12 protein-coding genes and 1 pseudogene are annotated in these 12154 nt (G+C 64.4%); 4 read left to right on the top strand and 9 right to left on the bottom strand.

Annotated elements, in window-relative coordinates:
• Window positions 1-250 precede the first annotated feature (250 nt).
• A complete protein-coding gene (locus CupriaWKF_RS12475) occupies window positions 251-433 on the bottom strand; it encodes a hypothetical protein (RefSeq protein WP_276098177.1) in 183 nt (60 codons plus the stop codon).
• A 669-nt stretch (window positions 434-1102) separates the two neighbouring features.
• Between CupriaWKF_RS12475 and CupriaWKF_RS12470 the strand changes: the two genes are divergently transcribed.
• The 4 genes and pseudogenes from CupriaWKF_RS12470 to CupriaWKF_RS12455 all read left to right on the top strand — a co-directional run.
• Window positions 1103-1435, top strand: a complete 333-nt coding sequence (locus tag CupriaWKF_RS12470; RefSeq protein WP_276098176.1) for a hypothetical protein — start codon at window positions 1103-1105, stop codon at window positions 1433-1435.
• A gap of 81 nt (window positions 1436-1516) precedes the next feature.
• A complete protein-coding gene (locus tag CupriaWKF_RS12465; protein ID WP_276098175.1) occupies window positions 1517-1831 on the top strand; it encodes a hypothetical protein in 315 nt (104 codons plus the stop codon).
• A gap of 101 nt (window positions 1832-1932) precedes the next feature.
• Window positions 1933-2904 (top strand): site-specific integrase, encoded by a 972-nt coding sequence (locus tag CupriaWKF_RS12460; protein ID WP_276098174.1) that lies wholly within the window; start codon window positions 1933-1935, stop codon window positions 2902-2904.
• 621 nt (window positions 2905-3525) lie between these two features.
• Window positions 3526-4755 (top strand): annotated as a pseudogene (locus tag CupriaWKF_RS12455) (DEAD/DEAH box helicase family protein); the annotation flags it as partial.
• Between the two features lie 639 nt (window positions 4756-5394).
• Here the strand turns inward: CupriaWKF_RS12455 and CupriaWKF_RS12450 are convergent.
• The 8 genes from CupriaWKF_RS12450 to CupriaWKF_RS12415 all read right to left on the bottom strand — a co-directional run bounded on the left by CupriaWKF_RS12450 (window position 5395) and on the right by CupriaWKF_RS12415 (window position 11990).
• A complete protein-coding gene (locus CupriaWKF_RS12450; protein ID WP_276098173.1) occupies window positions 5395-6027 on the bottom strand; it encodes a riboflavin synthase in 633 nt (210 codons plus the stop codon).
• Between the two features lie 78 nt (window positions 6028-6105).
• A complete protein-coding gene (ribD, locus tag CupriaWKF_RS12445) occupies window positions 6106-7221 on the bottom strand; it encodes a bifunctional diaminohydroxyphosphoribosylaminopyrimidine deaminase/5-amino-6-(5-phosphoribosylamino)uracil reductase RibD (RefSeq protein WP_276098172.1) in 1116 nt (371 codons plus the stop codon).
• Window positions 7222-7268: 47 nt separating this feature from the next.
• Complete coding sequence (locus CupriaWKF_RS12440; RefSeq protein WP_276098171.1) at window positions 7269-7826, bottom strand: GspH/FimT family pseudopilin; 558 nt, start codon at window positions 7824-7826, stop codon at window positions 7269-7271.
• A gap of 1 nt (window position 7827) precedes the next feature.
• Window positions 7828-8295 carry a prepilin-type N-terminal cleavage/methylation domain-containing protein gene (locus CupriaWKF_RS12435; RefSeq protein ID WP_276098170.1) on the bottom strand — a complete coding sequence of 156 codons (468 nt, stop codon included), beginning with the start codon at window positions 8293-8295 and terminating at the stop codon, window positions 7828-7830.
• Window positions 8292-10148 carry a PilC/PilY family type IV pilus protein gene (locus CupriaWKF_RS12430; protein ID WP_276098169.1) on the bottom strand — a complete coding sequence of 619 codons (1857 nt, stop codon included), beginning with the start codon at window positions 10146-10148 and terminating at the stop codon, window positions 8292-8294. Before CupriaWKF_RS12430 ends, CupriaWKF_RS12435 begins: the two co-directional genes overlap by 4 nt.
• Window positions 10145-10741, bottom strand: coding sequence for a hypothetical protein (locus CupriaWKF_RS12425; RefSeq protein ID WP_346348592.1), 597 nt, complete (start codon window positions 10739-10741; stop codon window positions 10145-10147). The genes CupriaWKF_RS12430 and CupriaWKF_RS12425 overlap by 4 nt, the downstream gene beginning before the upstream one ends.
• A complete protein-coding gene (locus CupriaWKF_RS12420) occupies window positions 10735-11664 on the bottom strand; it encodes a PilW family protein (protein WP_276098168.1) in 930 nt (309 codons plus the stop codon). The genes CupriaWKF_RS12425 and CupriaWKF_RS12420 overlap by 7 nt, the downstream gene beginning before the upstream one ends.
• Window positions 11661-11990 carry a hypothetical protein gene (locus CupriaWKF_RS12415; RefSeq protein ID WP_276098167.1) on the bottom strand — a complete coding sequence of 110 codons (330 nt, stop codon included), beginning with the start codon at window positions 11988-11990 and terminating at the stop codon, window positions 11661-11663. The genes CupriaWKF_RS12420 and CupriaWKF_RS12415 overlap by 4 nt, the downstream gene beginning before the upstream one ends.
• Window positions 11991-12154 lie beyond the last annotated feature (164 nt).

Genomic DNA, 12154 nt, shown 5'->3' with positions numbered 1-12154 from the left:
AATATCCTGGATGGCCGTGCGAGTGAACAGGATCTCTCGCTACTCGTGGAGGGTACTCTCGGAAAAATAGCGGATGGATATGCTCATCTGCTTGATGTTGATCCGCGGGAGCTTGTTGCAGACCCATGGGTCCAATTACGCCGCCTCGGCGAAATATCTGAAGGACTCAAGAAGTTGAGTACTCCGTAGATAAGGGCCAGGGTGGGCGGACTTTGCAGTGTGAACCCGGCCTTGGTCGGGTTCGTGGTTTCTATGGCTGCCGCAACTCGGCTTCGCGGTAGACGCGTCCGGCTTCGATGGCAGCCTCGCGGGACGGGAAGATCTTGCTGGGACCGCTGGTGATGTTCCCCTCGCGCACCCACGCCTCCCACCGGCCATCGTTGCGCCAGCTCGGCACGGCGGCGTAGCCGTTGGCCTCCAACTCGGACTCCACGGCATCCACTTCAGGGTGGGCTTGAGCTGTCGGCTCCAGGCAAAAACCGCGTCTGGGAAAAAAAACCACCACCCGCACCCGCATCGGGGCGCCGACCGTCCGCCAAGCCTTGGTGCGTCTAGGGTTGCGGGTCGTCGCCAACGTGGGACGCGTCGGGTGCTGGATATGGTGCCATTGGCGGCGTGACCTCGGCCATGGTGGCGCCGCTGGGGCTCGACGTGATTTACCCGAACCACGAGCCGTTGACGACCGGGCAGACGACGATGGCACACAGAGGGTTACGATGGGCAGCGGTGCAGAAGCAGCCTTTGCCGAACGCAGACAGCGGCTTTTGCACGACCACAGCGACCATCGTCATCGCGATCGCCGAGTTCCCGAATAGGCAAGCATCCCGATCTACGTTTGATCTTTCGCGCCGCGGAGGAATCGCTCTATCGGAGAAAGCTTGGCAGTCTCTACTGCACACGACTGCCAAAGTTATACGGTGCTTGTTCCGACAAAGGCTGTGGCGTAGCCTGCTGAAGTGGCGCATGCCGCGCCATGCCGCACCCGATACCGTCGACGTAGTTCGACCTTTACCCCACAAAAGCCAAGGCTTCCTGCCTTGGCTTTTGTGCTTTCTGGGTTCTGCAATCGGGTATGCGGCTATCCCTTCAGGAGAACTTCCACATGTTTCCCACCAACTCTCCATCCAACACTGATCAGGCCGAATCCGGCGGCGCCAGGCGGTCCAACTCGCTGTTCGCGCTCGGACAGGTTGTCGCCACGCGGGGTGTTGTGGCTCACCTGACTCAGCATTTGATCGGCCCCGCTTTGTATCTCGCAATGCACGTACGCGGCGATTGGGGCCTGGTGCCCGATGAGGATGCGAAAGCCAATGACCTGGCTGTTCAGAACGGTGCGCGGGTCCTGTCGGCATACGACATCGCTGGCGTGCGGGTATGGATCATCACCGAGGCGGACCGAAGCGTGACGACGCTACTGTTGCCCGAAGAATATTAAGGCATGACGTGTCCCTCATCAGAAAACCCCGGTCCATCTCGGGCGGGGTCGCTCCTCGAGCTAGTCCTGGCCTTGCCATCGTTGCCAATCAACCCGGCTGGGGCGTTCGACTACGAGGCGGCTGATCCGCAGATTTTGGTACGCCTTGCAGATGACGCCGAACTGACGTTGTGGACCATGCATCGAGCGGTTGCAGCCATCGGGCAGCTGATTGTCCACGCCGCACCGCAGATTGAGGTCGCCAATGGCCATCCGCTGGAGGCTATCGGCTGGCTGCTGGTCGACGTCGGGAAGTTCTGTGTGTTTGCTCAGGACTTGGCAATCCACTGCCGGTCACACACCTACGACTATCGCCCCTCCGATAGCTCAAGTAGCTCCAGTTGCTCACCTTCCTAACGACCAGGCCATTCCACAGCTGGTCCTAGCGCGGCAATCACGCCGCGTTTTCGCCTTTCGCTGATTAGCGAAAAGGCTCACTTCGCACTACTCAAAAAGCCATGAAAAACGACACCAAACTCGGTGGGGCGACGCTCGCCCATGCACGGCCCAAGCCGGGCCTGCCAAGCAGTGCTACACGTCCCCAGGGCCTGTCGGTCGACGGCTATGTGGCGGCGGCGCGCTCTGCGGCAACCCAGCGAGGCTATGCGGCAGATGTGCGTCATTTCAGAAGCAAGGGAGGCAGGATTCCGGCAACGCCGCAGCAACTGGCGGGCTACCTCGCCGAGTTGGCTGCAACTTTGGCCGTTGCCACCATAGAGCGGCGGCTTATCGCTGTCCATCGAGCGCATGTCGACCGGGGGCTGGACTCCCCGGCGCGGGATGCCTTGGTGAAACAAACCATGGCGGGTATCCGGCGAACCCTGGGAACGCGGCAGCGCCAAGCCAAGGCCGTCGTCAAGGATGACCTGCTTGAATTGCTGGTGATGGTCGATCAGCGCAAGCCGATGCAGGCAGCGCGCGACCGGGCACTTCTGCTGATAGGCTTCGCAGGAGCGTTCCGGCGCTCCGAACTGGTAGCCATCCGCCGAGAAGACATCACTGAGCATGCCAATGGCCTGGAAATTTTGATTCGGCGCTCAAAAACAGACCAGGCCGGCGCAGGGCGCACCGCGTTCATCCCCTACGCAAAAGGCGCTCGGTGTCCGGTCAAGGCATTGCGGGGGTGGCTGGAACTGGCCGGGATTGCTTCGGGCTGGGTATTCCGCAGCGTGAGCCGGTACGATAAGGTCGGAACCGCCGCCTTGTCCGCGCAGTCGGTGGCATTGATCATCAAAGCCGCGGTCCAAAGGACCGGCGGTGATCCGGCTAGAGTCTCTGGTCACAGTCTGAGGGCAGGCTACGTTACGACTGCCGCCGAAGCCGGCTTACAGCCATACCAGATTAAAGAGCAAACCGGCCATCGGTCGGACGCCATGCTGGCCCGCTATATCCGGCCGGTGGCGAAGCGGAGAATTCCGACCTTGCTTTGATTGATGCAGTAGCGATTGCGGGCTCCGCAATGCGGCCTCTTCCTCATAATGATTTGGTGATGTATAAAGCACATGAAACTTCGCCGGGGGAAATGAAGTGCGCCCCCAGCAAGCTGTTTCGAGGAACCTAATGCGGCACAATTGGAGATCCCGGTTGCTATAGAATATGGGCCAATTCAGCACACTCATCCGACGCTTTCTTCCACTGAAGCCCAACTTCCAACTGAACATTTCGTCGCAGTGGGTGAAAATAATAACGGGCCTTGAATGACAAATCAGTTTTTTGAGAAGCCGATTCTCAATTCTCCGTACGAGTATCCCGGACGTCACTGGGAGCTTGACGCGACCGGACAGCCAACTCAGCAGATCGTCGAAGCTCGCCGCAGGGCCGAGTTCATCACGCCCATCCCCAAGGCCAAGAAGCAAAAAGGGGCGAAGCAGGATAGTCTGCTGTTCGACGATCTCTCGACTCAGGCACAGGCCTACGACCACACGGCCATCATCAACTCGGTGCGCCAGGAGGTCGATAAGTGGCGCGCCCTGAAGAATCCCGCGGATTGGCGGGTCACACCGGAGACGGCCCGATTGCTGCAGCACTGGCGACATCACGCCTTCAGCAGCATTCGCCCCTTTTTCTGCCAGGTTGAAGCGGCGGAGACGGTCATTTGGCTTACCGAGGTTGCGCCGCAGGTAGGCAAGATCGGCCAGACCTTCCTCGATCACCTGGCCAACGCCAACAACGACGCCAACCCGGAACTGATGCGTTTGGCGCTCAAGTTGGCCACAGGTGCCGGCAAGACGACGGTGATGGCGATGATCATCGCCTGGCAAACCGTTAACGCGGTGCGTCGGCCGGGCAGCAAGAAGTTCACCCGAGGCTTCCTCCTGGTCGCTCCCGGCTTGACCATCAAGGATCGCCTTCGCGTCCTGCAGCCCAACGACCCGGACAGCTACTACGCCAGTCGCGAGCTGGTCCCCAGCGACATGCTGGAGGATATCAACCGCGCAAAGATCGTCATCACGAACTATCACGCTTTCAAACTTCGAGAGCGTATTGAGCTATCCAAGGGCGGCCGCCTGCTGCTGCAGGGCCGCGGCGGCGATGAGCTGAATACCTTGGAGACTGAAGGTCAGATGCTCCAGCGCGTCATGCCCGACCTGATGGGCATGACCAACATCCTGGTCATCAACGACGAGGCGCACCACTGCTACCGCGAGAAGCCTGACGCCGAGACTGATGCTCTGAAGGGCGACGAAAAGAAGGAAGCCGAGGAGAACAACGAGGCAGCCCGCATGTGGATCACTGGCCTGGAGGCGGTCAACCGCAAGCTGGGGATTGCCAAGGTGATCGACCTGTCCGCCACGCCGTTCTTCCTGGCGGGCTCTGGCTATGTCGAGGGCACTCTGTTTCCTTGGACGATGAGCGACTTTTCGCTGATGGACGCCATCGAATGCGGCATCGTCAAGTTGCCCCGCGTGCCCGTAGCCGACAACATCCCTGGCGGCGAGATGCCGAAATTCCGCAACCTGTGGGAGCACATCCGCACACGCATGCCTAAAAAGGGCCGAGGGGCGGCAAAGTCGTTGGACCCCTTGAGCCTGCCGGTCGAACTGCAAACGGCTCTGGAGGCCTTGTACGGTCATTACCAAAAGACCTTCGACTTGTGGCAAGCGGCCGGCATCAAGGTGCCTCCTTGCTTCATCGTCGTCTGCAACAACACGTCCACGTCCAAACTGGTCTACGACTTCATCTCAGGCTTCAATCGCGAGAACGAAGACGGTAGCCAGACGCCTGTGCCTGGCCGCCTGGAACTGTTCCGCAACTCTGACGAGTATGGCCACCCATACGCTGCGGCTCAATGGGAACGCCTGCGGCCGGCCGTCCCAAGCCTCGTCGTTTGCCGTAACAAGCAGATTGAACATAATGCCTCCCCCAAAAATGTAACTCAGTAGTCTACTGGAGTCGGACGGCATCACATTGCAGGCCTGTTCGACGCGCTCAAACCGCAGCGTGGTTAGACTGAGGCGTGCGTCTACTAACAACGACGCCTCGGCAGCGACGCAAACAGGGGGAATGCCGCGTGCCTTCCTCAAGTCTGCCGCTTGCGAGCCGCGGACAGTGATTGGGTTGCGGACTTGCCACGGCGGAGAAAGGTCGCTCTGCGACTTTTAGTCACCCCGTAAATCGGCGAGGAAGGCTGTTCACAGGGCAGAGCGCCGTGAAGCGTGTGATCAATGGAGGATGACCGTGCGAGCAAGCACGATAACTAAAAAATCTGGAAAGCTGCACTTGTCGATTTGACCCCAAGTCCCGGTACTGGCGCGGGAGTGCGGGTGATGACAGGATGGTTTGACGCCCGGATTTGGCGGGTCCCGACGGTATACTTCGCGGCTTCGGCGAAGTATACCGTCAAGTTTACCGTCGCGAGGTGTGAGCTACCGGTGCCTTTTGGTAGCTGTCGGTAGACAAGCGTTTTGCATATAATTCAATTAAATCAACGGCTTATCGACGTCGGTAGACGCCGATAGCATCCGTTCCACGTACCTGGCAATCAAGTCGATCTCCAGGTTCACGCGGCTGCCCGGCTTGAGTTCCTGCAAGGTGGTGACTTCCACCGTGTGCGGAATCAGGTTGATCGAGAACTCGCAGCCGTCGGCCTCGTCGCTGACACGGTTGACGGTCAGCGACACGCCGTTGACGACAACCGAGCCCTTGTACGCCAGGTAGCGGCCCAGTTCGCGCGGGGCGCGCACACGCAGTTCGTGCGATTCGCCGACCGGGGCAAAGTGCACGACCTCGCCGAGACCGTCGACGTGGCCAGAGACCAGATGCCCGCCGAGCCGGTCGGCCAGCCGCAGGGCCTTTTCCAGGTTGACGCGGCCGGCGCGTTCCAGCCCGACGGTCTTGTCCAGCGATTCACGGGAGACTTCCACGTCGAAGCTGTCGGCGGTCATGGCGATCACCGTCATGCACGCGCCCTGGATGGCGATGCTGTCGCCGATGACCACGTCGGTAAGGTCCAGCCCGCCGGCGGCCACGTGCAGGCGCACGCCGGCGTCGCCTGCGCCGAGCGCGGTGACGGTCTCGATGCGGCCCACGGCCGCCACAATGCCAGTAAACATGATGCGTTCTCGAAAGTTCGGTGGTTCGGTAACCGGCGTGACATCCACGCCGTCGCGTCGGTAAATATCAGGCCGGGGTCAGGCGTCGTTGCGGCGCGCGATCAGGCGCAGGTCCTCGCCGATCTGGCGCACATCATGCCAGCGGAACGTTGCCGCGTCCTGCAGCCGGGGCAGCGGCGGCAGGTTGAACATGCCCTGCGCGTCGCCGAGCAGCTTGGGGGCCAGGTAGATCAGCAGTTCGTCGGCGCACCGCTCGCGGATCAGCGAGCCGTTGAGCTTGAAGCCGGCCTCGACATGCAGTTCGTTGATGTTGCGCCGGCCCAGTTCCTCGATCATCTGGCGCAGTTCGACCTTGCCGTGCGGGTTCGGCAGCACGACCACCTCGGCACCGCGGGCCTCCAGCGCGTGACGTCGTTCGCGGTTGTCCACCGCGCAGAACACCAGCACTGGCTTGGCAAAGTCGCCGCTGTCAGGCGTCAGAATGCGTGCGTCAAGCGGCACTTCCAGGCGCGAGTCCACCAGCACGCGCTGCGGCTGGCGCGGCGTCGGGATGGCGCGCACGGTCATTTGCGGATTGTCGTCGCGCACCGTGCCGATGCCGGTCAGGATGGCGCACGCGCGCGCGCGCCAGGCATGGCCGTCATCCCGTGCGGCCTGCCCGGTGATCCACTGGCTGGTGCCGTCGTGCAGGGCCGTGCCGCCGTCCATCGATGCCGCTACCTTGATCCGCACCCACGGCAAGCCGCGCGTCATGCGCGACACGAAGCCGATATTCAGGTCGCGCGCTTCCTTTTCCAGCAGCCCGCAGCGCACGTCGATGCCAACGTCGCGCAGCCGCTGCAGGCCGCGGCCCGAAACGGACGGATTGGGGTCTTCCATGGCCGCGACCACGCGGGCGATGCCAGCGCGCACCAGTGCGTCGGCGCAAGGGGGCGTGCGGCCGAAATGGCTGCACGGCTCCAGCGTCACGTAGGCGGTCGCGCCGGCCGGGTCGATCCCGCGTGCCTGCGCGTCCTTCAGCGCCTGGATCTCGGCATGGTCCTGCCCGGCCGGCTGGGTGAAGCCTTGTCCGATGATCTGGCCGTTCTTGCTCAGCACGCAGCCGACGCGTGGATTGGGAGTGGTGGTGAACATGCCGCGCGCGGCAAGCGCGAGCGCTTGCTGCATGGCGGCGTGGTCGGAATCGGAAAACATTTGGCCGGTGACTCTTGCCCGCTGGGCGTTTGGTGTGCGTACGGCTGTCAGGGCGGGGCGGGTTCGCCCGATGCCTCGCAGTCCTTGTCATGCCCGGGCGTGCAAAGGCGGATCCGTCCTTGCGCTCCCAAGCGAACCTGGCGCTGCTCGCCGCGGCAGCTGAGCGTGAAAGTGGCGGCCTGAAATCCGCCTTGCTCAGACCGAGAGTATCCCACAGCTGCGAATCGCAGGACGTTGCTGGCGCGCGCGGTCTGTCGCAGGACGACTGACAGGCACGGTGCGTCGAGCTGGACGACCGACAGGACGGTGGCGTCCTGTTCCAGGCGCCGGCGTCCGTTTGTGGCCACCAGTTGCCAGCCATGATCTAGCACAAGGCGGCCGTCGAGCGGCTGTAAGGCGACTTCGACGCGCCGGGCCAGGGCCGTGCCGCGCGCCAGCGCTAGCGATGCGGCGAGCCGGTCGGCGGCGATCGTTACCTGCTGGCGGGCCATCAGGACGCCGGCGAGGTGATAGGCCACCGCTCCCAGTACCGCGAGTACTGCCAGGCAAACCAGCAGTTCTGCCAGAGTGAAGCCGTCTGGATGATTCTGTGCTGATTTGCGCATATCAACAGTCCGATTCCGACTGAGTGGCGTGCGCGGTGCCTCCCGGCAGGTTCAGTTGCTGGCCCGTGCTGCGCAGGATGAGCACGCCACAGCGATGGTCCGGCGCCACCGGTGTCGCCCGGATCTCGACGCAGGCATCCAGGCCGGCGTGCGGGCACGCGGCAGCCGTAAGAACGTGGCGGGGATTTGGCCCGGGCGGAACTGGCCGGGGCCAGTTCCCGGCGGCGATGTCACTGCCCGGCTGCAGGGCAAACGTGGCGGCCGCCAGCGCGTGCTGCTCAAGCTCCAGCATCGCCGCGACCAGCTCCGCGCGCGCCTGCGTCCGCCAGCCGCGCTCAAGATACTGGCTCCATGCCGGCACGGCGACTGCGGCGAGGATCGCCAAGATGGCGAGCGCGATCAACAGCTCGATGAGGCTGAACGCCTGTTGCGCCGAGGCTTTGCGATCGGGGGGAGGTGCGGGCCTCATGGGGCGTCCCGCTGCATGGGAGCCACGACTTCGCGCCAGCTGATGCGGCCAGTGCGGCGCGTTGCGATGGTCGTCGACAGCGGCCGGGCGGACGCCTGGTCCACGGCCCACAGCGTGATCGTGTGAGCGTGCGTGCTGCTGGCACCTGCTTGCTGACGCGGGGCAGATCCTGGGGTACTCGTCAGGACGAAGCCGCCTTCGGCCGCGACCGCCTGTCCGGTCACGAACGCCTGCAGCGGTGCGCCTTCCTGGGTACGGCCCGCGGATTCGCCGGTAGCCGCCAGCACAAGATAGGCCCGCTGAAGCCCGTCGGCGGCACGGGTCGTGAAATGGAGGTAGCCGGGAAACGCATCGCTCAGCGCGTCGAGCTGTTCCCCGGGATTCGGCAGAGTCAGATGCCAGCCGGCTTCGGCGGCCGTGCCGTGCTGGCCGGGCGGGGCGCGCAGCAGGAATCCTCCGTCGGCGGGCTGGGCCGTGATGCGGGTTGGGGACCCGCCCGAGCGGGAGGGAATGGCAGCGATTTCGCGGCCTTGGCCATATATGACGAGCGGCGAAGCAGAAGAGCCCGTCAGCAATGGAGGCTCCGCATGCTCCGTCCCGGCGACTACCGGCAGCCGGTGCCGGCAACTCGGGGTGCCCGGGGCAAGGCGTCGCGTAGCGTCGGCTAAGGGGAAGTGCCAGAGCTGGCCACTATCGTCGGTGGCATAGATGGCCAGCGTCGCCCCGGTCATGTCGCTCAGGACACTGACGCCGGCAATTGCCGATGTCACCGGTGCGCCGGTGCAATCGCGCTCGGGCAGCGGCCAGGTCTGTGCGGATTCTCCTGCGGCTTGATCCAGCGGTATCAGGGCCAGGCCCGGACGGGATGCCGGGCTGTCGGAGCGCGCGTCGACAGTGGTGACAGCGAACGACCGGAGACCGTCGTTGCCGGCAAAGGCCGCGGCGCGAACCGGACCACGGGCAGATAGCGGCAGCGAGGCCGTTGCTGTCATTTCCCACAAGAGCCGGAGCGGCGCGAGCTCCGTTGGGTCAGTGATATCCAGCGCGAACACTCCAGGCGGACTGTCACCCTTGGCCGCACCCGGCATGCCGCACAGCAGCACGGTACGCCACTCACGGCGGATCACTACGTCCGCCGCCTCCGGTCGTGGACAGGGGGCGGGTGCTAGCGCGCCATTCGGGTCGGCCATGGCGATTGCCTGCGGCAGCAAAGTCCGCGGCAGGTAGGCGACAAGCTCCTCGCCGTTGACGGCATCGAATCCATGCAACAACGCGTCCGTGGTGCCCAGCCAGACCATGTGCGGCCGCGTGCGATGCCGCTCCCGGAAGGCAGCATGGCCGGCTTTGCCGGGTTGCCATTGCGGCGGGCGAACGACCAGCACGCGCGCTACACGGGCATTGGCCATGCGCGTCTCGCGCGGACGCAAGGCGGTGTTGTTGCGCTCGCCGCGCAGCCACGCGAGCTTGTCTCCCTCGGATACGCCGTTGCCTGCACCGGGTGCCTTGAGCGGACCTGCCGCATCGAGTGCGGGCCACTGCAGCGGTACCAGGCGTTCAGAGTCCGGGTCTGTGGGGGCGACCGAAGTGTAAAGACGCCGTGCGGCCACCGGCTTGGCATCGAGCGCTGCGCCGGCTTCCCAGAGCCTCTCGTGAGGGACGGTCTCCGGAGCTTGATGCTGCAGACTCCACCCAAGTGCGTACAGGCGGCCGGTCCAGGGATAAGCGCCGTTGCGGGACTGGTATGCGAGGGGGAGATTGCCGGCGGGCATGTCCGCAACCGTGCCGGCCCATGCAGCCGACGACAGCGGCAAGAGCCAGGCCAGGACAACGACGATCATGGTCAGCGGGCTCATGGCTGGATCACGCTCTGGACCACGACTGTAGTATCCCGGGTCCGGCCAAAGCCGATTGCAGTGACGCGAAAGCGCGGGACGGCCGGCTGCGGCCCGTATCCGCTGGAGCCAGCGACGTCGCCAGTCGGCTCGGCAACATAGCGCGGCGGGATGACCGCACCGGCCATGCCTTGCGGCAACGTTGGCATCGCATTGCCGGTAAACGTACCAAACGGCACGCCGATTTCGTCGGCGAGCCCCGTGCCCGACAGCCACGCTTGCCACACGGGCACGCTGTCGGGAGCCGGCATGCAGACTCCGGCCTGCATGCCCTTGCCGCAAGTCCCGCTTGCCGGAAGCGGATCGAGACGCTCAGGCCGACCGCGGCCTGCTGCCGCACCGAGCAGATCCGCCTCTCCATCCAGCAGCGCCACTTCGGCAGCCCGGAAGGCGATTTCCCTGTCGAGCTGCAACGTGGCGAGCTGGCGGGTGGAGAGAAGGAACTGCAGCGTGGCGGCGGCAGTGAATGCCGCGAGCAACAGGAGCGTTGCGGCGAACAGCAGTGTCGCGCCGCCGTGCATCGGGCGGATGTAGGGCATGGGCGGGGCTAGCACAATGTCTCCAGACATTGCGGCATATTTCGCACGCGGATGGTTGTGGCGAAGACCCGCCATGTGTTCCGGCTATATCCGGGGAGCGTGTCGAGGGCGTCGGCGATGGCATTGTCGATGTGAGCATGGGTGGCCGTTGCCTGCATGCCCGGTGGCGTGGCGCTGCGTCCTTCCAGCCGGAAGGCCAGTGCTATCTGCACCGCTGTCACGCGGTGCCATGCGTCTTCGCCCAGGGCGCTGACCTCGTCCGCACGAAGGAAGATGCCGGGTTTCTGGTCGTGTTCGCGCAGGCCGTAACGAATCTGCATCGACTCCACGCCCCGCACGATCGCGCCCGATGTCCAGCCGCTGCCGTCGATGCGCCCGTTTCGGCGCGCCGGGTAGCGGCAAAGCAATTGGGGCTCGCCATCGCTGGCGATGGCCACGTAGACGAGATTTGCCGCGACATAGTTCGCGCCGGCGGAGGTGTCCGGTCCCTGCGCGGCAACGGCGTAGCCACTGCAGTCGATCATGGTCTGGTCGGGCATGGCGGCATCGCGCGCCTGGCCGCTGCCGCTGAAGCGGATCAGCAGCGCGTCGCTACCCGCCACACCGGGTTTGCCGCAGCCCGGAATGGCTGCCATGGATGGCTGGCCGCAATTGTCCGCGCCGCTGATCGCGGGCTGCGCCGGCGCGCTGGCGGCGGGATCGGGACGCCAGCCGCCCTGCCGGATCAGGAGGGAGAGGATACTCAGCGTGCGCTGCCCGCGTTCCTCCAGCAGGGACCGCTCCGCAGTGGCGAGATAAGCTGCGCGGCAAAGCAGGAACGCGGTGCCGGCGACCGCCGTGACCACCATTCCCAGCGCCAGGCCGACCATCATCTCCGTCAGCGTGAAGCCACTCGCCGCCAGCTTGCGCGGAGAGTCATGGGCAAGGCGCGATCTCATGGCTGCATCCACAGCGCGATCCCCCGCAACGTGGTTGCTGAACCCGGTTCTCCGGCTGCCAGTCTGGCAATGGCCAGCTTGCCACCACCCTGGCAAACGGCTTGCGCCTTGTCTGGTAGCCGCGGACAGCTTTCGGACGGGAGCGGATCGAACTGGTGCATCGGTGTGACGTCCAGTGCCGCGGTCTCCGCGAATTCTCCAGCGGCTCGCATGGCCTGGGCGAGTTGCTCGTGGCCGCGTAGCCGCGTCAGCGCCGTGGCTCCCACGCTGGCAAGCGGGATCAGGCCGACGCTGACGAGCAACAGCGCGCAGAGCGACTCGGCCATGACGTGGCCGTGACGGTAACGGAGTGAGCGGAAACAAGGCGGCATGGCACTCGGCGACGGTAGAGATGAGGTCGTCAAAGTACCGCCCCGCGGGTCGCCGGTCCGTAGACGAACGTAGCGAAACTGGCAAATTTGCTTACGTCGACGCCGTGGCGCTGGACCAG

Origin of the sequence: Cupriavidus sp. WKF15 (assembly GCF_029278605.1) — a bacterium.
Lineage (GTDB): Bacteria > Pseudomonadota > Gammaproteobacteria > Burkholderiales > Burkholderiaceae > Cupriavidus.
Note: the sequence above shows the minus strand (reverse complement) of the source record. Positions and strands in the feature narration are given on the sequence as shown.